At 44.5% G+C, this 23,168-nt stretch carries 14 protein-coding genes; 7 read left to right on the top strand and 7 right to left on the bottom strand.

What is annotated here, in order from left to right; genetic code table 11:
• Positions 1-72: 72 nt before the first annotated feature.
• From HRU80_04985 to HRU80_04975, 3 genes are read left to right on the top strand one after another with little or no spacing between them, the layout of a single operon-like run.
• Positions 73-537, top strand: a complete 465-nt coding sequence (locus tag HRU80_04985) for an NAD(P)H-dependent oxidoreductase subunit E (GenBank protein QOJ28264.1) — start codon at positions 73-75, stop codon at positions 535-537.
• Between the two features lie 12 nt (positions 538-549).
• A complete protein-coding gene (locus HRU80_04980) occupies positions 550-1,731 on the top strand; it encodes an NADH-quinone oxidoreductase subunit E (GenBank protein QOJ28263.1) in 1,182 nt (393 codons plus the stop codon).
• Between the two features lie 10 nt (positions 1,732-1,741).
• Positions 1,742-3,529 (top strand): iron hydrogenase small subunit, encoded by a 1,788-nt coding sequence (locus HRU80_04975; GenBank protein QOJ28262.1) that lies wholly within the window; start codon positions 1,742-1,744, stop codon positions 3,527-3,529.
• A 249-nt stretch (positions 3,530-3,778) separates the two neighbouring features.
• Here the strand turns inward: HRU80_04975 and HRU80_04970 are convergent, their stop codons facing one another.
• From HRU80_04970 to HRU80_04950, 5 genes are read right to left on the bottom strand one after another with little or no spacing between them, the layout of a single operon-like run.
• Positions 3,779-5,716, bottom strand: coding sequence for a tetratricopeptide repeat protein (locus HRU80_04970; GenBank protein QOJ28261.1), 1,938 nt, complete (start codon positions 5,714-5,716; stop codon positions 3,779-3,781).
• Entirely contained in the window at positions 5,713-6,882 is a 1,170-nt protein-coding gene (locus HRU80_04965) for an NAD(P)/FAD-dependent oxidoreductase (protein ID QOJ28260.1), read from the bottom strand. Before HRU80_04965 ends, HRU80_04970 begins: the two co-directional genes overlap by 4 nt.
• A gap of 4 nt (positions 6,883-6,886) precedes the next feature.
• A complete protein-coding gene (locus tag HRU80_04960) occupies positions 6,887-7,120 on the bottom strand; it encodes a 4Fe-4S binding protein (protein QOJ28259.1) in 234 nt (77 codons plus the stop codon).
• A 6-nt stretch (positions 7,121-7,126) separates the two neighbouring features.
• The gene (locus HRU80_04955; GenBank protein QOJ28258.1) at positions 7,127-10,501 is read right to left on the bottom strand and encodes an SNF2 helicase associated domain-containing protein; all 3,375 of its coding nucleotides are present in this window, start codon (positions 10,499-10,501) and stop codon (positions 7,127-7,129) included.
• A gap of 18 nt (positions 10,502-10,519) precedes the next feature.
• Entirely contained in the window at positions 10,520-12,403 is a 1,884-nt protein-coding gene (locus HRU80_04950; GenBank protein QOJ28257.1) for a DNA primase, read from the bottom strand.
• Between the two features lie 218 nt (positions 12,404-12,621).
• Here HRU80_04950 and HRU80_04945 point away from each other — a divergent pair, with 218 nt between their 5' ends.
• From HRU80_04945 to HRU80_04930, 4 genes are all read left to right on the top strand, one after another.
• On the top strand, positions 12,622-13,137 hold the full coding sequence (locus HRU80_04945; protein ID QOJ28256.1) for a DJ-1/PfpI family protein: 516 nt from the start codon (positions 12,622-12,624) through the stop codon (positions 13,135-13,137).
• 8 nt (positions 13,138-13,145) lie between these two features.
• The gene (ispG, locus tag HRU80_04940; GenBank protein QOJ28255.1) at positions 13,146-15,101 is read left to right on the top strand and encodes a (E)-4-hydroxy-3-methylbut-2-enyl-diphosphate synthase; all 1,956 of its coding nucleotides are present in this window, start codon (positions 13,146-13,148) and stop codon (positions 15,099-15,101) included.
• Positions 15,102-15,259: 158 nt separating this feature from the next.
• Positions 15,260-16,393 carry a Nif3-like dinuclear metal center hexameric protein gene (locus tag HRU80_04935; GenBank protein ID QOJ28254.1) on the top strand — a complete coding sequence of 378 codons (1,134 nt, stop codon included), beginning with the start codon at positions 15,260-15,262 and terminating at the stop codon, positions 16,391-16,393.
• Positions 16,390-17,127, top strand: coding sequence for a hypothetical protein (locus tag HRU80_04930; GenBank protein QOJ28253.1), 738 nt, complete (start codon positions 16,390-16,392; stop codon positions 17,125-17,127). The genes HRU80_04935 and HRU80_04930 overlap by 4 nt, the downstream gene beginning before the upstream one ends.
• A 347-nt stretch (positions 17,128-17,474) precedes the next feature.
• Here the strand turns inward: HRU80_04930 and HRU80_04925 are convergent, their stop codons facing one another.
• A complete protein-coding gene (locus HRU80_04925) occupies positions 17,475-21,152 on the bottom strand; it encodes a S8 family serine peptidase (protein ID QOJ28252.1) in 3,678 nt (1,225 codons plus the stop codon).
• Between the two features lie 116 nt (positions 21,153-21,268).
• Complete coding sequence (locus tag HRU80_04920; GenBank protein ID QOJ28251.1) at positions 21,269-22,621, bottom strand: hypothetical protein; 1,353 nt, start codon at positions 22,619-22,621, stop codon at positions 21,269-21,271.
• Between the last annotated feature and the right edge of the window lie 547 nt (positions 22,622-23,168).

The following is a 23,168-nucleotide window of genomic DNA, read 5'->3' as shown; positions in this document are numbered from 1 at the left end:
TCTGCTGAAGAAGTCTTTCCGAGTGCAAAGAGGACAGTTAGCTAACTGAATGTGAACCCGGAGAGTTAAAATATGACATTAGTAGAATCCACCGTAACGGAACTGACGCTTAAATACGGTAAAGAACGGCGTCAGTTGCTCCCCATCCTGCGCGGAGTTTATGAAAAATTCCATTACATTTCCGATGAATCCATGGTTGAGATTGCCAGGCAGCTCGATATTTCTTCGGCTGAGGTCTTTGGTAAGGCAACCTTTTACTCCTTTCTGAGCGGCTCGCCGCAGGGGGAATTTGTTATTCGTATCTGCAAAACCATTGTCTGTGATATGAAAAATAAAAAACTCATTGTTGACACGCTTGAGAATCTTCTTAAAATAAAAATGGGGCAGACAACTCACAACAGAAAATTTTCCCTCTGCTACACAAACTGCCTCGGACTCTGCCATAAGGCACCGGCAATGCTTATCAATAATGAAGCATACACTGACCTTACACCCGAAAAAGTCCGCCAGATCATCACCAGTTACAAGAACAGATAGGGAGAAAACATCATGAAATTATCATTACGAAAAGTTGACCTGATCCTCGGAAACTACTCCCATGAAGAATATAAAATCCTCTTCGAACTGCTTGAGAGAAAAAATGAGGACATCCTTAAAGACTTAATTGAATCCGGCCTGAAAGGAAGAGGCGGTGCCGGTTTCCCTACCGGACTTAAATGGAAACTTTGTGCTGAAGCTGTTGCTGATGATAAGTATATTGTCTGCAACGCGGATGAAGGAGAACCCGGCACTTTTAAGGACAGAGAAATACTTGACAGGGTGCCAAAACGGGTTCTTGCCGGCATGGCAATAGCCTCAAGAGTAACCGGAGCAGCTAAAGGATATATTTATCTTCGCGCCGAATATGCATTTCTGGTTAACAAACTGTATAAAGAACTGGAAGAGTTCCACAAAATCATGAAGAGCAACAATATTAAGTTTAAAGTTGAAATCTTCATGGGATGCGGCGCTTATATATGCGGTGAAGAAACCGCCCTGCTGCAAAGCATGGAGGGGAAACGTGGCGAACCGAGAAACAAACCTCCTTTCCCCACAACCAACGGATATCTCGGAAAACCCACAGTGGTAAATAATGTTGAAACTCTTGTTTCAGCATTTATGGTTTGCCGTATTGGACCGGATGAATTCAAGAAGCTCGGCATTCAGGATTCCCGCGGTTCTAAACTTTTCTCCGTATCAGGTGATACTCCGAAGCCGGGTATATATGACCTGGAGTTCGGCCTTTCCCTTGCCGAGTTTGTTGACGAGTTTGGTGACGGAGACACTAAAGCTGTACAGGTGGGAGGTGCATCGGGTTTCTGCGTTCCCCGTAAGAAGTTCAATGAGACCACTATCGGCTACCGCGGTGGCCTCACCGGTGACTCACTCCCTACCGGCGGCTCTATGATGCTTTTTAACAGCTCGCGCTCCATGTATAATATCCTCAGGAACTATCTTGACTTCTTTGCAGAGGAATCCTGCGGACAGTGCACCCCATGCCGCATCGGATGCCAGCAGCTCAAAAACGGCATCGAGGCTGTTAAGAAGGGTGTGAAAAGTCCGGATTACCTTAATCAGCTACTTAAACTCAGCGAAACAATGAAGATTACTTCCAAGTGCGGACTCGGACAGTCTGTCGCGAATTCCTTCTCTTCTATTGTTACAAACTTTGCTGAAGAAATGATTTATTAGGAGCTGAATTATGGAAAACTATATCACACTTACTATTGATAACCGTGAAGTAACTGTTCCGGAAGGAACCTCAATACTTCAGGCCGCTCATAAAGCAAAAGTTAATATCCCAACGCTCTGTTATCATGAAGATTTATGTGTAGCGGGCAATTGCCGTATTTGCGTTGTTGAGGTTGAAGGCTCACGCACTCTTGTTGCCTCCTGTGCCACTCCTGCTTCAAACGGCATGATTGTTCACACAAGTTCCCCCGTTGTAAGAAATGCCCGCAAAGATGTGATTGCACTTTTAGTATCAGAACATAATACTCAGTGTACTACATGCTTCAGGAGTCTTAACTGCGAACTGCAGAGTCTTGCAGCTGAATATAATGTTGACAACACACGCTACCTGAGTGTACTAAAAGCGAATCTCGAAGTTGACCAGTCATCATGGTCAATTGAAAAAGATGACAGTAAATGCGTACGCTGCCAGCGATGCGTGCGTACCTGTTCCGAATTGCAGCATGTGAACGCAATAACCGTTGCGCACAAAGGAAAGGATATGAAGATTTCAACCTTCATGGATCTTCCTCTTAACGAAGTGGTTTGTGTTAACTGCGGCCAGTGCGTTATACATTGCCCAACCGGCGCGCTCACCGAAAGAAGATATTATGATGATATATGGGAAGCAATAGGAGATCCGGGCAAGCATGTGATCATTAATTCCGCGCCAAGTGTCCGTGTGGCACTTGGAGAAACGCTTGACTATCCGCCGGGTCAGAGAGTTACCGGCAAAATGGTCGCGGCGATGAAAAAACTTGGTTTCGATTCAGTCCTGGATACAGATTTCACAGCAGATCTGACCATCATGGAAGAAGGATCGGAACTGCTAATGCGCCTTAAAAAAGCATTTCAGGATAAGGAAAACGTAGCACTTCCGATGATCACATCCTGCTCCCCGGGATGGGTAAAATATATAGAACATATGTATCCCGAACATTTGGATCATTTGTCCACCTGCAAATCTCCCCAGCAGATGTTCGGAGCTCTGGCAAAAACTTATTACGCCCACAAGAAAGGTATCAAACCGGAAGATATTGTATCAGTTTCGGTTATGCCCTGTGCAGCAAAGAAGTTTGAGGCCAACCGTCCTGAAATGAAATCCAGCGGATTCCAGGATATTGATGCCGGTCTTACCACCAGGGAGCTTGGCAGAATGATCCGGCAGGCAGGTATTGATTTCGGCAAACTGGATGATGAAAAATTTGACAGCATGATGGGTGACTCCTCCGGCGCTGCTGTGCTCTTCGGAGCAACCGGCGGTGTTATGGAAGCTGCTCTCAGAACCGTCTATGAAATCGTTACCGGAAAGCCGGTACCGTTCAAGAACCTGAATATTACAGCCGCACGCGGACTTGAAAAAATAAAGGAGGCATCAATCCTGCTTAAGGGTTGCAAACCTGAATGGGATTTCCTTGAGGGTGTTGAACTGCGTGTCGCTATAGCTCACGGTCTTAAAAATGCCAGAACCATCATGGAGCAGATAAAGAAGAATGAATCTCCATATCACTTCATTGAAATTATGGCATGCCCCGGCGGATGCATCGGCGGAGGCGGTCAGCCGATACCAACAAATGACGCAATAAGAAAGAAAAGAATTGCCGCAATTTATGCTGAAGATGAAGGCAAGGAGGTCAGGAAATCACATGAGAACCCTGAAATAGTTCAGATATACAAAGACTTCCTCCCCGAGGGTCCGCTTGGGAAGAAGTCACACAAACTGCTTCACACTCACTATACGAAGAGAAACCGTTACTGAGCTGGAAGCATCCTGATAAAGTTCCTTCATCAATGCAAATCCTCCGCCTCCACCTGCGGAGGATTTTTATTTTAAATTATCTATTTGCAGAGTAAATGCGGTTAGTAAAAAGTTTCGAGAAATACTCAATGATTTCCGCAGATTTCGCTGCAGTCATCTGCGTTAATCTGCGTAATCTGCGGGAGATAAAGGAGTCTGGTTATCAGAATATATTACAGCCAAAGTTCTATTGTCCATAATAATTTGTGATTATTTGAGTCCCGTAATCTGACTAAGCTGTATATAAAAGCTCTTCGCGGCTGTATTCTGCGGATCAATCTGAATGCACCGCTTTACTGCATCAATTGCTTCCTGATTTCTGCCGTTATAGTAATACGCACCCGCAAGATTATACCACACCTGGGGATCCTGCTGATTAAACTTAAGCGCGCCGCTCAGATAATCAACAGCCCGCTTATATACCCCCTGCTGCAGATAAATTGCCCCCATCCATTTATAGGAGTACTCTGTAGGTCCAAGCTTATGAATAGGTACCAGATATCTCATCGCATCATCATACATCCCGGCTTCAATAAACATCCGGGCGGCCTGCTCGTAATTTGATTTATTCTGGGGACGGTCCTGCACCAGCGCTCTGATTTCTTTCTCCGCGGAATATATATCCCCCCTCTGCAGATAATATTCCGCCATCCGGTAATGAGCGTCCTCCCACAGGATTATACGGTCAACCACTTCCGCGGCCAGGGAATCAATCCGGTTCTTTCTGACAAAGTTTTTCACCAGAAGGTTCGGTTCTCCCCGCGGAACAAACGGATATCCGCCGAGCAGAATCCGCAGACGCAAATCGGCTATGACCGAGTCAAGCGGTGTAAAAGGAAAATCATCAGCCAGTATGCTGTCAATTGCTTTTTCGATATCAGCAGGGGGGATTTCTTTTCCAGGCAAATAGCTCAGCTCTTTCATCTTTTCGAAGAAAAGCTCTCCGATATAACTGTATCCTCTGATGTTAGGATGAAGATGATCCGTCATCAGATCAGCTCCCGTGATGCCGGCTTCAGCTATCCTGTTAAGCTCAGATTCAGCATCCACAAATGGCGTATTGGATTTCTTTGATATATCGCGGATAATCTGATTCATGTCGGAAGAAGCACGGAAGCGGAGCGGATCAAGATCGCGCGCGCGGCTGTAAAGCTTCAAAGCAGCGGCAGTATCGCCGGCAGAAAGTTTTTCTCCGGCAGAGGCATATATACGGCCGGCACTGTTTTCATCTGAAGTATCACCCGGGATAAACGGGGGCAGATCTTTCAGGTTGGATGCAACCGAACTGAGGATAACCGGAATCTGTTTCTCCCTGAATACCTCCAGTATATCTTCGAGATTCCCTCTGAACTGTTCTTTACCGTTTTCATATACCGGAGAACCGTAAGGAATAAGACTTTCACCGATCATCCTGGCCATTAGGGTCTCATTTGTGGTTCCCTTTGCGTCATCGCCAAACGAGGCAGCGGCAGACCAGATTCCCTTAATAGAGTTTTGAAGCAGCTGAACTGTTTTATACTCCTGCAGTGAAAGCATCGTATTAATAAACCATCGGCTTGCTCCCAGACTCTGTGTTGAACCGGCGCCAAGAGCACCATAATACTCATTGTGTCCGGTGTAAACCAGTACCAGATCAGGATCATGTTCAGCGGCGGCTTTTGCAAAATCAAGAATCGTATAGCTTGATATTGCCGAAACCCCAAGATTAATAACTTCTACATGATGATTGATATACAGCTTTTGCAGCTTTCTGCGGATATAGCGGGGGAAACTTGCGTTGGGAACATACGGCCAGCCCGCTGTGCTGCTTTCTCCGAGGACAAAAACGCGGAAGGTATTCGGTTTCTTTTCACGGTAAAATCCATCAGGGATAGTACCCGGGGGTGATTCCAGGTTTACGAAGTACTTATGCGTTATATCCGGATTAAGAAAGAGCATACCGGGATATACTTCAGAGAGTTCCGAAAACACCTCATATTCTCTTCCGTAATTGAATAATCTGAGACCGGCCTCGAGGAGCAATAAAAATATAACCGGAAGCGAAAACCCGACTGCGTAAAACCACCAGGGATATTTTTTCTTCTCTTGCGGCTGCTGCAGATCCGGTTGATTCTGCTTTTCTTCTTTCTTCTGTTTTTTCTTTTTCATTTTATCAGAAATACTTTTGCCACATCTATCAGCAGAGAAGGCTGATTAAAAAGCGCGGTGGTGAATAAGTTCCCCAGTGACCGCTTCTCATAGGGTACCTTATTAAAAGAATGCGCAATGGCATTAAACTTTTCATCCTTAAAGTTATATATACCTTCTTTTATCCGGTTAAAGGTCTCATGCCTTCTGCCAAGCCGGTCATGCCAGCGCTTTTCATATTCGTGTATATGATTCAGGTTTCCGGTTAGTATCGCTTCTCCCGCGGTAATGCCGGCCAGTTTTCCTCCTATCATTCCGCTTGCTATTCCGCCGCCGCTTAAAGGGTTCACCTGACGTGCTGCATCCCCGACAAGCATTATTCCTTTGCCGGTTATTTTATCAAGTGTTGGCGAGCAGGGTACACCGCCTGCTATGCAGGTCAGTATAGATGCATTCGGATAGTGCTGTTCCATAAAATTATTCAGGAAAGATAGCGCCGAGCGTTTTTTGCCTACCGCTCCGCTCACTCCCAGCCCCACATTTGCGATACCCTCTCCTTTGGGAAATACCCAGAAGTATCCGCTTGGGGCTACATTCTCGCCAAAATAAAAGTAACAGGTATCCGTATTCACCTGAAGCCCGCTCACTGTTGCCTGTGAGCAGCACTCCATATCCCTGAAGTCTATGTGGGTTTTCAGTCCGGCCCATCTTCCCACTCTGCTTTCAACCCCGTCTGCTGCAATCACAATTTTAGCGCGGACTTCCTTATCCTCTCCTCTGAACTGATACTTCACCCCTTTTACGGTATCATCTTCAATGATCAGTCCGTTTACATAGGCACGGGTTATATATTCGGCTCCCGAGGCAGCTGCCGATTTCGCCAGCTCATAATCAAAGATTCTCCGCTCAAGTATATACCCTTCACCGGGGAGTTCAATGACTGCCTCGGTACCATCCGGGGCAATCATGGCAAATTTGGTGATATGAGCTGTAATCCATTTTTCGTCTGATGGAATAAACTCTTCGACCCCTTCTTTGCTTACCGCTTCTCCGCAGCGGACCGGGTAGCCCACATCACGGTCTTTTTCAAGCACCAGCACGCTCACTCCCTGATCAGCAGCGTAACGGGCTGCCATTGAACCAGCCGGACCGGCACCTACTACTATAATATCATATTCCTGTTTCATTCGATTATTTTACCGGCACTCCGTTTTTGTTCAGTTGTATCACTTCTATCGGACAGCTCCAGATACATTTGGCGCAGTTGGTGCAGCGGGGGTCAATTATATATATCTCGGCTTCTTTCAGTTCTATGGCGTCTTCAGGACAGACACCCACACAGCATCCGCAAAAGTCACATTTGTCCGGCAGTATTTCAATAAGCAGTTTGCCGGTTTTAGCCTGCCTGTATTGCACTTCACTCATCGTTCTCTATGAAAATAATTCCTTAATATCGTCCGCGGTAAGATTCTTAAAGCCGCTTCCTTCCAGAGAAAGGACGCTTTCAGCAAGGCGGCGTTTATCTTCCTGCAGTTTTATGATTTTTTCCTCAACCGTATTACGCGTTATCAGCCGGTACACAAAAACCTTTTTATTCTGCCCTATCCGGTGTGCGCGGTCAGTTGCCTGCGACTCCGCAGCCGGATTCCACCAGGGGTCATAATGAATAACATAATCAGCAGCGGTAAGATTCAATCCAAAACCTCCGGCTTTAAGACTGATAAAAAACAATTTTACCTCCGGATTGGTCTGAAACTTTTCTACTTCCTCCTCCCGGTTCATGGTCTGTCCGGTCAGGAATGCATACTGAATACCCATCTTTTCAGCAGAATGCCTCAGTATTTCAAGCATTTTTGTAAACTGCGAAAATACCAATATTTTATGATTCTCTTTGGTCACTGAATCTGCCAAAAGACGGAACTCATCAAATTTTCCTGATTTATTCACCTCTTTCTGCTTCAGCAGCCGCGGATGATTGGCTATCTGCCTCAGCCGGAGAAGCCCCTCCAGTATCTTTATCCTGGATTTATTCAGCCCTTTCTCCTGAATCTCGCTCAGGATATCCAGTTTTATTGTATCCCGCCAGTACTCATAAAATTTCCTTTGTTCTTCTTCCATTTCGCAGTAATGGATGATTTCGGTCTTTTCAGGCAGTTCCGGAGCCACCAGTTCTTTGGTTCTGCGGAGTATAAACGGGAAGGTTATCTTCCTCAGTGCCGCAAGCGTATCTTTATCTTCATGCTTCTGAATCGGGGTTATATATAACTGTTTAAATGTGTTCAGACTGGAAAGCAGCCCCGGGTTGGTAAAATGAAACTGTGACCAGAGTTCTGCAAGGTTATTTTCCACCGGAGTACCCGTCACGCAGATTCTGCTTTCTCCCCGCAGCCTGTATGCCACTCTGGCTGTTTTGGAAAGTGGATTTTTTATTTTCTGCGATTCATCAAGGATGATAAAATTAAATCTGATTTCCCTGAGCATCTCCGCGTCATTCAGCATGATGCCATAGGTAGTAATCAGGATATCGTAATCCATTTTACCGAGACGGTCCGTTTCCTTTCGTTCCCCGCCATGATAGCGGAAGAAGCGGAGCTCCGGTGTGAATTTCTCCGATTCATTAATCCAGTTAAAGAGAAGAGAAGTGGGAGCAACAATCAGAGAAGGAACACCCGGTCTGTTTCTTTTTTCATGCAGGAGCATCATCAGCACCTGCAGAGTTTTGCCAAGCCCCATATCATCGGCAAGGATGCCCCCGAATGAAAATTCCTTCAGAAAATGCAGCCAGGAGTATCCTGCCTTCTGATATTCCCGCACTGTGGCATTAATATCATCCGGAATTTCCTTTATCTGAATTCCTCTGAAATCCTTCAGCCGTTCAAGACGTGATGTATATATCTCATCTTCTTCGACGGATTCAGCTTCTTCAGCAATTTCGCTCACCAGAAGCGCCTGCGCGTGTGAATAGAGCAGCCCCTCATCTGACTGGCTGCTCATGGGCAGCACGCGCATAAACTTACGCACCCAGCTTTCCGGCAGCACGCCAAGCGAACCATCATCCAGACGTATATACTGCTTCCCCTCTTTTACCGAATCAGCAAGATCTTTCAGTCTCAGAGTATGTTCCCCGAACTTCACATCGCCCCGCAGGTCAAACCAGTCGGTACCGGAACGGATTGTAAGGACCAGCCGGGGGCTCTGCTCCTTCACGATAAGGTTCTTCAGTTCCTTCTCCCCGTATATCTCAAACCCATCCCTCTTTAGTTCGTCAAGCTTTCTGTGGAGAAAAAGAACAGGATCCTGCCTGGGGAGAAAAACCCCCGGCTGGGTTTCTTTCACAGGATATTCCGAGAGAAGCTCATACGCATCTCTTTCGAACTGCTTATTCCGGTTTATTACGGTATATCCTTCATGATTCCTTACCACTTCACGAATCCTGGCCGGATCATGCTGCACAAGTGTATCATCATAGGAGAAAACCAGCTTCAATGTCAGAGACATATCATTTTCGCCAAGAAGCACACCCTTTTTAAGAACTTCCGGCTCCTTTATCCGCCTTAGATTCACCCCCTCAACATCTATATACTGAATCAGTCCGGGTATCAGTGTGTCTTCAGCGAACAGGCGGAGTGAATCCGGAATGGCCACTTTGCTTCCCTGCCCTCTGAAATATCTAAACTGCTGATTGGTAAGATTAGGGATGGTTATCATGGTTCCTTTATACAAAACCACCATCGGGTTAAGCATCAGACGGTGAACGTTTTCCAGTGAGTCAATTTCACCGTCGCCCGAAAATGCCAGACGTAATATATATTCATCCTTCTTCTGTTCTGTTTTTATGACTGCCTGAAGAGTGATTCCCGGCCGCTGAACCGGTTCCGGAGAGGACTGTGCATCCTTTCTCCAGTAAAGGCGGCTTTCTCCCAGAATCCTCCTCATCATTTCAGGAAAGAGCATCAGATGTTCCTGTCCTTCAGAAGGGGCAGATGTGTTGTCATATTCAAAAAACTTCTGCCCGAGATCAAAACTGCTGCCTCTCATCAGAAAAAAGTTATACAGCATCTCATCTTCAAAACTGAGCGGACTGCGGGCTGAAATATCTTTTGCCGTAACTTTTCCCTTAAAGACGGGGCCCAGACCATCCTCAAAAACTGCTTTTTCAAGAGTAATGGAGACTCCGCTGAGTTTTGGATTCAGTACGAAAACCAGGTCTTGTCTGGGCTCATGCTTTTTTTCCCTGATGTCATATCCCGGAGGTAAAATGCTCATCAGCTTTTCTTTAATACGGTTTTCCGCCTCCGCTTTTATTTTTTCTTCCCGCTCCTTTGCTTCCTCTCTCGCTTTTTTTGCGGCCTGCAGTTCCTCGCGGCTCTTCTTAGGTACAGGAGGTTTAGGCGGCGGTTCGTATTCTCTTACCGCAGGCTTTTTCTTTTCCTGATCAAACGGAGTAACAAGTTTTAACTCACGGGGCTTCGGCTGAAACAGACGGGGATAATCCTTAAGCACCTCAGCCATGGTTGAAACTGAATTATCAAAATAATGAAACTGATTTAAGAGCAGTATCCCCGCTGCTATATGTTTGCAAAAACTGCCGGGAGCACTCCTGCCGCAGGTACAATGATCCTGAATAAAAGAACCGGGTTTATCAATGCGGAGTACCGCTTCTTCAGTAAGTTCATCCCATACTGTATAATACAATGCTTCCTTTTCAATCTTCTGCACGGCGATTTTTCCCCCGACAAGGAAGAGCATTGCCTGATAGCGGGTTTTGGAAGTAAAGTAATCCTTGAAATGTGAAGGGTATATCATACTCTGACGCGAAGAGTGTTATCTTGCGTTAAAAGTAAACTCTTTATCAATCCGCAGTTTTTCCTGCGTGAGTTCCCAGATTTCCTTAAAAAGCACTTCCTCATCCGTTTTTCCGGGAGCGGAAGATATCTTTGCCTGCAATTCCGCAATTTTTTCATCTAACTGCAGAATCTTAAATCTCCGTATGGTATCAAACGCGCGCCTCAGAAGTATCTCAGCGCGCATCATTCTGTCTTCTTCCTGCCATCCCTTTAAATCAGAATTCCACCGTTCGGAGATGGTATATTGATCCATCGTCAGCGAATAAAGATACTCGCGGAGCTGTTCGTCCTCAATTTTGGTGTTAAGCGATTTAAATGAAATGTCATTGTTGTCATCATACTCAGTATATACAATAACCGAAAGCTTCTGATGGAGAGGATTTATGAAATCCTCCGGGTGTATGTTTTCAGCAATAACGCTTGTTGTATTCAGATCACCTTCATAAAGAAGTTTGATAAGCTCCTGCTCGGCAATATTTCTTGGCTTCTGAACGGACGGAGTGAAAAGCGTCCTGTTTTCAGCGGGAACTTCATGCCTCTGTTCTTCCCTGCGGTAATTTTCTTCCCGCTGGTCAGACCGCTGCTGATCCTTTACCAGTTTCTTCAGTTCGTCGTCAAGCACGGTTTCCCGCAGTCCCGTCCGCTTTGCAAGATCCTGCAGTAAAAGTGAACGCTTTAGTATATCCCCCATCCTGGCAAGCGGACGGAGCATATCGCGGATTGCCTCGCTGGTTTTACCAGGATCGTCAAATGCCCCCTCCTGCTTTTTAATCCGGTACTGAAACTCCAGAAAAGGAATGGCTTTTGCCACACGGTCCTCAAACTTCTCGCGCCCGTGCGTTTGTATATACGAATCAGGATCCTCCCCCTTGTCCAGGTCAACAATCATGATGTCAAAATCAAGCTTCAGCAGAATTTCAATGCTCCTCATTGCCGCCCTCACTCCCGCGCTGTCAGCATCAAAGATAAGGTAAACTCTTTTGGTATATCTGCTCAGCAGCAGCACCTGATCATCAGTGAGCGAAGTTCCTGATACCGCGACCACATTCTTCACTCCGTGCTGATAGAGGGAAATCAGGTCCATATATCCCTCAACGATGATCGCTGAGTCAAGGTTGCGTATATCATCCTTGGTGAAATTAATGCCGTAGAGAATCTTCCCCTTTGAGTAGATCATGGATTCAGGGGAGTTGACATACTTGGCTATATCATCACGCTTTTCAAGAATTCGTCCCGCGAAAGCGGCTATTCTGCCGCCGGGAGCAAAGATGGGATATATAAGACGCCCGGCAAAGCGGTCATAGGTGCCCCGTTCATTTTCGCCGATTACCCCGAGCGAGAGCGCTTTTTGTATATCCAGATTCTGCGCTTTCATCCAGTGAAAAAGTTCTGTCCTGCCGCTTAATGCATAGCCGAGCCCGAAGGTGTTAATCGTCTGCTGTTTGATGCCGCGGCTCTGCAGATAGTCCCGCGCAATGCGTGCATCAGGATGTTTCATCAGAAGATCATAAAAATATCTGCCAATGGCGCTGTTCAGTTCATACAGTTCATCCCGCTCGCTTACTTTGGTTTTATCACCGGCATCTTCATACTCAATTTTTATACCCAGCCGGTCTGCAAGTTCACGCACGGCATCAAGAAATGAAATCTTTTTATATTCAATCAGAAATGAAATAACATTGCCTGCCTTGCCGCAGCCAAAGCATTTATAAATCTGTTTTTCAGGGTTAACATTAAAAGAAGGAGTCTTTTCGTTATGAAAAGGGCAGAGCCCCTGATAGTTTTTACCCCGCTTTTTCAGCCGGACAACCGATTCAATAACCTCGACAATATCAGATTTAAATTTGATTTCTTCAATCAAGTGCTCAGAAATCCGCATCAGCACCGCTCCCCGTAATTAAAACGGCATAAAAGCAGCTTTGCGGCCTCAGCAGCGGGGCCGGAAGCCATGTATTTTCTGGTTATATTTCCTGTCAGCATTTTATGATTTTGTGTGTATCGGGATGCGGGTTTTTCGTTATCCCGGTGTCAAAATTAACCATTATTATAGTAACATTCAGGCATTTTAAGTAAAGACTTTTGGTTAAAAATACAGTTCTCCTGCTTCTGCCCCCGTCAGGTTTTGCCGATGAAGGGTACCGCTTTATGAAGCAGGCACTTTCTGAAAAGGGATTCACCGTTGCAGTTGCATCTTCCTCCGGATCGCTGATTACCGGCCTGAACGGTACCAAAGTTCAGCCTGAAATTCACCTCTTCCAGGTTCACGCATCAAATTTTGCCGCTCTCCTTATAACCGGCGGTGAGGGGTGGCTGAAAACTGAAATAAAAGGGGGATTTGACCGGGTTGTGAAGGCATTTTATGCGTCTAAAAAAGTGATCGGGGCGGTCTGCTCCGGCCCTGTTGTCCTGGCCAGAAGCGGAGTCCTGACCGGACTGAATGCGGTCTGCAATCCTCTTTACAAGCAGGAACTAATTAAAGCCGGAGTAAATTTTACTGATAAAGAATATGTCATCAGCGGAAAGATTATAACCGGACGGGGTGCTGCATCCCTCCCGACATTCGCGATGAACTATTGCAGTCTTTTGAAAACATAAGTAATTCAATGAATACAGAACAGTTAGCAGAGTTTAAAAAATATTGTAATTCCATTACACGTTATTCCCGTTACAAAACGCGGGAAGTTAAAATCGGTGATATCCCCATTGGCGGTTCGAACCCGATCCGGATTCAATCCATGACCACCACGGATACGATGAATACCCTCGCAACAGTTGAGCAGACCATCCGCATGGTGCACGCCGGATGTGAATACGTGCGCATCACCGCACCCAGCATGAATGAAGCACAAAATCTGGCTGAGATAAAAAAAGAGCTCCGCAAAAGAGGATACAATGTTCCCCTGATAGCTGACATCCACTTCACACCCAATGCAGCGGAACTCGCCGCGCGCATCGTTGAAAAAGTGCGCGTTAACCCGGGCAACTATGTTGACAAAAAGAAATTTGAAGTGATTGAATATACCGATGCTGAGTACGAAGAAGAGATTGACCGCATCCGTGAAAAATTCACACCGCTGGTAAAAATCTGCAAAGAATACGGTACCGCAATGCGCATCGGCACAAACCATGGCTCACTCTCCGACCGCATTATGAGCCGTTATGGTGATACACCGCTTGGCATGGTTGAATCCGCGCTGGAGTTCCTCCGCATCTGCCGCGATAACGATTATCATGAGATTGTTCTTTCCATGAAGGCAAGCAACACTCAGGTGATGGTTCAGGCATACCGGCTCCTCATTCAGAAGATGGAAGAGGAAGGAATGAATTATCCCCTTCATCTTGGTGTTACCGAAGCCGGCGACGGTGAAGATGGCCGCATTAAATCGGCTGTTGGTATCGGTGCCCTGCTTGAAGACGGCATAGGCGATACCATCCGCGTTTCACTAACTGAAGAACCGGAATTTGAAGCCCCGGTTGCAATCTCACTTGCATCCAGATATAACGGGCGTGAAAATCACCCCGCGATTAAAGAAGTTGACGGAAACCCCATAGATCCGTTTGTATATACACGCAGAACTTCTTCGGAGATGATCGGCATTGGCGGCTCAAATGTGCCCCGCGTGGTTGCGGACCTTTCACACACTGCCATCTCTCAGCCAAATGACCTGAATCAGATTGGTTATTTCTATGATGAGCCGAGTGATAAATGGAACATGCTGGACTCCGCGTCTGACTTTATTTACATGGGAGAACAGGAACTTCCTTTTGACATACCGAACGGACTCCGAGCGATATATAAAGCTTCCTTCTGGAAAGAGAAAAACCTCTTCGGCAAAGGACAGCCCTATTATACCTTTACTGAATATCTTTCAGAGCAGGATGAAGCACCCCTTTTCAGTTTTGTTGAGATGAACATAGATGACCTGACAGATGCACATCTGAAACTGCTGAAAAAAGAAAACTCCATCATACCGGTATTCGTTACTTCCAATCCCCATGGAATGGCCGAGCAGAGAAGGATGTTCATTGACTTTATGAATCATGGCATCACCGCTCCGGTAATCATCCGCCGGGGTTATGAGGTAAATGATGAAACATTCCGCATTCACGCATCCACCGATGCAGGAGCGCTTCTGATTGACGGACTGGGCGACGGCCTATGGCTAAACTGCTCTGGTCTGAGTCCCAAAGATATTAACCGGATTTCATTCGGAATCCTGCAGGCAGCCCGCGTGCGGATCTCAAAAACCGAATACATTGCCTGCCCCTCCTGCGGCAGAACACTCTTTGACCTGGTTGAAACCACCGACCGTATCCGTAAAAGAACTGAGCACCTGAAGGGGGTAAAAATTGCGATTATGGGATGCATAGTAAACGGTCCGGGTGAAATGGCTGATGCCGACTATGGCTACGTGGGCTCCGGCCCCGGAAAAATTACCCTCTACCGGGGTAAAAATATCGTGAAGCGCAATGTGAATACCGAAAATGCCGTGGATGAGCTGATAGAGCTGATCAGGGAGGACGGAAACTGGGTAGAAAGTAAAATAATTTCCGCTTGATTCTTGAAAAATTCAGTTTTTTTTGGTAAGTTGCTTTTTAGTGAAAACGAAAAATAATTTACGGTTGCTGATAACATTTTTGCCTGCGTGCAAAAATCTGATGTTTTAACAAGGAAAAATGCACTCTGATTGCCAGAGTGCATTTTTTTTTCCAAAGTATGGTTGTAAAGGATATAGTAAAATTCCTCGATGAGTGGGCGCCGCCGGGAGCGGCATGGGAGAGAGACAATGTCGGTCTTCAGGCAGGGTCTCTTAAAGCTAAGGTTACAAATATCATGATTTCTCTGGATTGTACCCTCCCTGTGCTTGAAGAGGCCTTAAAGCGAAAGTGCAGCCTTGTCATTTCGCATCATCCGCTTATTTTCAGTCCTCTGAAAAAGATTAATACCGATTCCGACGAAATTTCCAGAATTCTTTCCTTTGCCCTCAAAAACGACCTTACACTTTTAGCTTATCACACAAATCTTGATTTTACCCTCGGCGGAGTAAATACCGCACTGGCAGACCTTCTCGAACTTAAAAATACCCGTTTCCTGGAACCCTCACCGGATGTAAAACAATTTAAACTTGCCGTTTTTGTTCCTGATACCGCACTTGAAAAAGTATCTTCTGCACTCTTCAGCGCGGGAGCGGGAGTTATCGGTGAGTATTCCGAATGTTCTTTCTCCTCCCAAGGAACCGGCACTTTCTTCGGCTCTGAAAATGCTAACCCAGCTCTGGGAGAAAAAGGAAGACGCGAATCTGTAAGCGAACAGCGGCTTGAAGTTCTGCTGTATGAATGGCAGCTGAAGGATGCCATCATTGCTCTTAAAACCGCACACCCATATGAGGAGCCGGCTTATGATATCTATCCGGTGAAAACCAACACTAAAGCATACGGGTTTGGTATCATCGGCGATCTGCCAGCTCCGGCTATTCATGATGCATTTCTTGAAATGGTTGCTGCCAGAATAAACCCCTTCTTCACCTATACCAAGGGAAATAAAGAATTTATCAGCCGTGTGGCTGTATGCGGAGGATCAGCATCAGAACTGCTCCCAAAAGCTATTGCTGCCGGAGCGGATGCATTCATCACCGCGGATGTCCGCTACCATGCCTTTCACGATGCCGGTGAAAAGATCATGCTTATCAGCGCCGGACACTATGAAACCGAAGCACCCGTGCTTCCATATATCAAAAAGAGAATTGAGGGGTTTACCGCCTCTCAGGAAAATGAAATTCAGACTTTTATCTACAGCGGTACCACCAACCCTGTGAACTATTTTTATAAATCAACGGAGTACTTACATTGAAGAAATATATATCTACCTTATACGAACTGCAGCTGCTTGATGACCAGCTTGATGAACTTCAGGCCTCATTAGGCGATCTTCCCGCAAGCATTAATCATATCAAAGAAGAAATCCGCTTCCGCCAGTCAGGCATAGAAGAACGGCAGCAGGAGATTCAGGATATAAAAGTCCGCATCGAAAAGAATAAGGAAGAAGCAGAAAAGCTGAAAGAAACCATCAATAAATCGCAGAAAGAGCGCTTCTCTGTCCGCAGCAATAAAGTTTATGATGCACTCAGCAAGCAGATAGATCATGCAGAAGACACCATAAAAAAAATGGTGCTTGAAAATGAACATCTTGAAACCAAATCAGTAAATCTGGCTGAGGATATTGAACTGATGCAGCCGGAGATAAAGGATATGCAGAAGGAACTGGCAGAGAAAGAAGCGGAACTGGCTGAAATTCAGAAAGCATCAGAAAAAGAAAGAAAAAAACTGGAAGACCGCCGCGCGACAGTTGAAGCTCAGATAAAGAAACCTGATCTTAATGTTTACCTGCGCGTACGCAAAGCCCGCGGAGGCAAAGCGGTTGCCAGCATCAAGAGAGAATCCTGTTCCGGATGCCACAGTGTTATCAGACCGAACAACCTTCTTGAAATCAGAAAAGAAGATAAAATTCACACCTGTGAATACTGCGGACGCATACTCATCTCCGACCGCATCACTGAAGAAGTCGAAAAAGAATTCGCAATTTAAAGAGCCCCTTTTAATTCAAGCGGAGCCCCAACCCGGCTCCGCTTTGTGTTTTAAACTACTCATAAGTTCTGTAATACTTAACATTCAACTTTGCTGATATTGTGTTTAAAGATAACTTTGCATCTTCGCGGCTTTGCGCGATCTTTTGGGGTGAATGGTCTTAAACTCTGCGTTGCTTAGCATTGAATTTCGTTTTCCGCCGCGGCGGATTGCGTTAATAAGAGGCGCAGCAAACTATTTAGAAACAAAAAGCCCCGGCTAAAAACCAGGGCTTTTTTTAATTAAAAATTAAGAATTATAAATTAAAACCAATTCATAATTCATAATTAATCGTTCATACTTCACAATTACTTTAGCAGTGTCATCTTCCTTGTAATATTCTGCCCCTTGCCGTAGCTGAGTTTATAAATATATACTCCGCTGGCGTGATTAGTGCCGTCAAAAGGAACGGTATATCTTCCTGCTGAATAATTGCCGGAAGCAAGGGTTGCGATCTCTTTACCGAGTATGTCAAATACTTTTAAGGTGACATCACTTTGCTCAGGGAGCGCAAATTCTATCTCAGTAACCGGATTAAATGGGTTCGGGTAGTTTTGTGAAAGCGAATACTCATAAGGGTTGGTTCCGTTTTCAATCTGAATAGCTCTGTGCTTTCTCTTCCGGATATTATCCGGTTCTGCGAATTTCTGCGATAAAGAGTACTTTGAACCTGTATTGTCTTCCATTATTAAACGCAGATAAACACTCGTTTCAGCCATCCCCGGAGCTGAAACCACATAGGATATATTATTATACCTGCCGCTGTAATCACTTGTATAACTTACATCATCAAAAGTCCCCAATACTGTACCGCCATCACTTTCCACTAACTCAACTCTATATCTGATTTTCTCACCTGCTGCCAGCACACTGCCTGCCTCTGCCGAATCACTCACTCCATATTGCACACTGTACTGCAATACTTTACTTTCTGACATCATAAACGGTTTGCTTTGCAGATACTGGTTAAAATCGGAGATACTATGTAACTGTGCCGTATCGCTGAGCTCCACAAACTCAACTTCATTTCCATCAACAGAAATATCTCCTAAGCTAAAATAGAACTGCGCTGTATCCTTAAGTATAACTCCTTCTCTGGCTTTACTGATCAGCACGTTTTGTTCTTTGTTTAACCCCAAACTGCTTATTGCTGCTGATTGTGCAAAGCTGTATGGTAAACTCGGAGTCTGAAATCCTAAACCGAACATAGAAGAGGTCCCGCTGTAACTGTTATTAATCTGCACATCTTTACCGCTGATTCCCATATTTTTTATATTGTTCGGATTTAGACTGGAGTTTATACATTTAACTGCACTTCCTCCATCCTCGCTCCAGCTTATGATATAACCATTTACCTGGTAAGATCCGTTTACGGTAATGTTCATATTGGTTCCGTCAACTTCATTTCCAAATACCCAGGTATTTGCTGTATTTTCAGGGTCAGCAAACATTGTCCTGTATTCATAAGTAACGGTCTCCGTCCCGGTTCCCTTTTCAAAAGATTCCTCCTCACTTACTATCTCTCTGCTCCCGACCCAGCTCAGCCGCGCGCGGACTGAATCCGGCTGGTTTATATATACGGTTACCAATGAGGGGTTACTGTTTTTGGTGTATCCTCTTCCGGCTGAAACATTAAACACTTTATGAAAAGTGATCGTATTATTGCTGCCCCGTTTAAGGAACATACAATAAATATCTGAATATTCGGCATTGCTTTTGTCAATTTCCTCCCAGGCAACTGCAAACTGACCTCCGCCATTATCATCCCCATAAACTGACGGAGTTACTGAATATTCTGATGTTTCTATTACCGGATAATATCCGAGATCATCATGTGTATGAATGGTCAAACTGCAGGGTACCTGCTCTGAAATGGTAAAATGAGCAAATTTAATACCCTCCTGACCTTCAGTGCCATTTTGATATGCTGCTATACCCTGCCGCAGGTAACCCCAGGTTACTGCCGGATTTGCATTAATGCTATACTGCCCTACCGATGATGCAAGAGTAGTATAAATATCAGCATAATAAGAACCGCTGCTAAGATTAAATGTTCTGAGGGAAATTTTGCTCCCTGATGCTGTCTCCTCCTGGAAAACTATCACAACACTATTGCCAAAGTTATCAATGGAGGGGAGTTTGCTTTTCGATGCACCAAGCGGAGCGCCGCCATTCATTATGCTCCAACTGCTGCCGTTGTTGGTACTCAGTTCATACCACACATTGTCCATACTTTCATAGACCTTGTGAAGGTTTCCTGCCAGATCACGCACAAATTTTCTCTGGCTGGTATTGCTGAAACCGGCAGCATTATCACTCCTGCTCACTCCCTTATACATTGCCTTCCATTCAGAAGAGGTATTGCTGTTAATCTGTTCCTGCCTGACTGTTGAACCTGAGCCATTTTCCCATTTAAAAAAGTTCCAGTTAGTGCCAAACAAATTGCTATGAGTGTTATATGCTTCGGATTTGTATTCGATTTTGACATTTTGATTAAAATTATAATAAAATGCATTCTCCTGATACCCGGAACTTCTGTCCTTAAAATCGCCAGTGATACTTCCAGACCCGGTTTCACCAAATTTGATGAGTCCCGCAGACCCGCCTTCGAGGTAGTTTTTAATGGTGAGGGTTTTGGTTTTTTTGTAGAGTGCATTAATGATTGAATATTCAGAAATGGCTTTAAAGGAATTATTAAAAGCTCTATCATAAATTGCAGATTCAGTATAATTCCAACTATAAAACCGGTTCGAATAGCCATTGTAATTAAAGAGTGTGTTTTCAGCTTCTGTTTCGATTGCATCAGCAACAATAAACGGAAGCGAAGTACTGGTAGGATACCAAGTATTGTTTATCTTAATCTGACCAAAGGAGGTTGTATTACCTTCTACGTTGTTTGAGAATGTAACATCAAACATTCCTTTTAATGTTGCTTCTAAAGCATCAATTTTACCGTAACCTAATTCGATTGACTGACCTGGTAACTGAGAATTCCAGTAATAATCAACTCCGCCAACTTGTGAGGCGGTTTCTCTTAGTATTCTTGTAAGTTGATCAGGTGTTAAATCTGGCTTAATAGAAAGTAACAATGCTGCTACTCCTGCTGCAACCGGACTCGACATTGATGCGCCGTCAAACAAAAGATAACTATTATTTTCTGCTGTTGTATATTGAGCAGTTCCCGGAGCGGCAAAATCATTCTCGGCACCCCTGTTTGTTGATCCTATTACTGTAAAATCATTATTCTCTCCGCCACCAAGCTCAGAAACACTATTTACGAATGGAACATTTGCAGGGAATCTCACAGGATCATTATGATCATTGCCAGGTCCGGCAAATATCGGGATATTTGCTAAGTGACACTCGAGTAATGCGTTATAGACTGCAATGCTGTCTGCCACTGATATTCCAGTTAATTGATAGCTTAAATTTATTATAAATCTTTTGGACGGAAAAAGTAATTGCATATCTCTGACATAGAGTAAAGCTGCGGGTAACCTCTCAAAATTTTGTTCTTTTGTGGATTGATGTGACCAGAATTTAACAGGCATAATTCGACAGCCGGGTGCAATTCCTGAGATTCCTTTCGAGTTATTTCTGACCGCAGCAATTAGACCTGCTACCTTTGTTTCATGGCTATGATTTGAAGTTAAAGCATCCGGGTTAACATCATTGCTGTTCTCAACAAAATTCCAGCCGTTTACATCATCAATAAATTCATTATCATCATCGTCAATGAAATTATTTGGCACTTCACCGTTATTAACCCAAATATTTGCTGCAAGGTCCTCATGAGTTATCTCAACACCCATTCCTATCACTGCAATAATAATATTGGACGAGCCATATGTACCTGCGTGTGTCCATAGTGAATCAACCGAAATTGTGCGCAGCCAATGCTGTGAGCTCCAATATGTGTCATTGGGCTGACCACGGAGTAACGAAGTCACCGTTACAAACAGCAGTAAAAAAAGCTTTGTTTTCATTTTTTCTCCTAACATTTAATGTATTTTGTTATTAAATTAGGAGTGAGCTGACGGTCATTTGTTATGCTCACTCCCGGCCGCAGGGGTGCGCTAACACCTCTGTGGCTGCTTATTTCTTATTTTCTTCTTCCTATCCAGACCGGAACTCCGGAATGGGATTTCCCCCCTATTATCACCAAACTATCAAAAACAGCTATTGCATCCATACTGAATAGCGGTGGCCCTCCTTCAAAATCTCTGATCCGAAACCAACTCTCCCCATTATAATGTAGTAGTCTGCCATATTGCCCGCAAGCAAATATGTTATTCATTCCACTTCCTCTGACAGTTGTCATCCGTGAAAAATCCGATCCTGCCATCAATTCCCAATGATTACCATTTTTCATAAAACCGCGACTTCCTGCAATAACCCCCCCACCGCTTTTATCAATCCATATTGTACTCAATTGATAGCTACTTGCAGGAGGCATCGTTTCTGTTACAAGTTTCCATCTAAGACCATCATATTGCAATAGTTCGTATTTACCCAGTAAGCTGAACCCAATTGCATAAATGTCATTTGACGACCTGCCCCAGATGTCAGAAATTCTTAACCGTGTCGGGCTTTGTACTTTTTTCCAATTGCTTCCATTCCAGTGTATTAAAGTACCTTCTGAGCCACCTGCCCACACATCATCGGGGGCACTGCCCCAGACAGCGTTTAGGGCATAAATCGTATCGGCATACTCCGGTTTATCTGCATCAAATTTGTATTCCGTGAAACTTGTACCGTTCCAGAAAGCAGCACCTCCCCAGTTATAATTGCCATTCCCAACAACCCAGATTTGATTAGCAGAAAAGCCATAAATACCATTTAAGATTAAACTAGTGAACCCAGGAACACCTTGCCAAGTTTGCCCATTCCATTTCATAAATTCTGATGGTCCAGTAGGTAATAATGCTCCGCCTATCCCCCAAACATTATTCTCATCCATCCCCCATAAATCTTTTATGCCTGCATCACCAGGTTCGCCGAGAGTGTCAACCTCCCAAATAAAACTGTGCCCCGTGGGGCTTAATACTTTTGCAGTTAAGGTAACAGCGGTGTCTAAAATTTTGGTGCTGTCGGTATAGCCCAGAAACCGGTAGCGGTAAATTTTTTCCTGGCTGAGCCCGCCGCTGTCGGTAATGGTGGTATCGTTCAGTAACCTTCCTTTATAAATCATCTGGTTTGCGCCGTTTTCATCTTTCCGGTGCAGTTCGTAGGTAAAGGTATTGCTGCTGTCAAGCCGGCTTTTCTTAAGACCGAGAGCAATCCGCTCAAAATCTGCCCATAAATATTCTATTTTCATGGTATTGGCTGTAACATGCGGAGGATCAGTTATAACCGGCTCGGTTGGCTTCTGGCAGCCGGAAGAGAGTAATAACACTAGAAGGAAGATTAAGAAAAATGAGGTGAGTTTAAGTTTTATGCTAAGTAAATGTTTCATAGAATTACCAATGAAATAATAGGAAAAGAAATAAACAGAGTAATTTTCAGCCAGGGAAAGGCGTAATATTGAGGAGGATCATGGAAAGTAAAAAGCGCAGTAAGCCCCGGTACCGCCAAAAGAAGCAGTTTATAAAGGAACCTATATTGAAAAGCCATTCGTCCACTCCAGTTTATTTGAACAAATACATATCAAATACGAACGGGACAGCTTAAATCAATAGAATTGATTAAAACTGTATCTGAAAACAAAACAACAGAAATCAATCTAAAAAGCAGGATTGTAATCGGAGAAAATTTTTCCCTGAAGTACCCAGAATTTACTTCCCAAATGTTCTCTCACCCGGGGAGTTAATTAATTTCTTTTAGAACTCAGTTAAAAATAATAAAAAAAAAGATACATGATGCAAGTAAAAAATGCAATTTTTTCAGAAAATATGTATTTTTACCAAAATGTTTGTAATTTAGCTCAAAAACAAAGATTTCCAAAAATAATTATGAATTGTGAGCCGCCGCGGCGGAATGAAGCATGAATGAATTTATAAACT

This window comes from Ignavibacteriales bacterium (genome assembly GCA_015709675.1).
Lineage (GTDB): Bacteria > Bacteroidota > Ignavibacteria > Ignavibacteriales > Ignavibacteriaceae > H2-BAC3.
The sequence above is the reverse complement of the archived record's forward strand: the minus strand, read 5'-3'. Positions and strand labels throughout refer to the sequence as shown.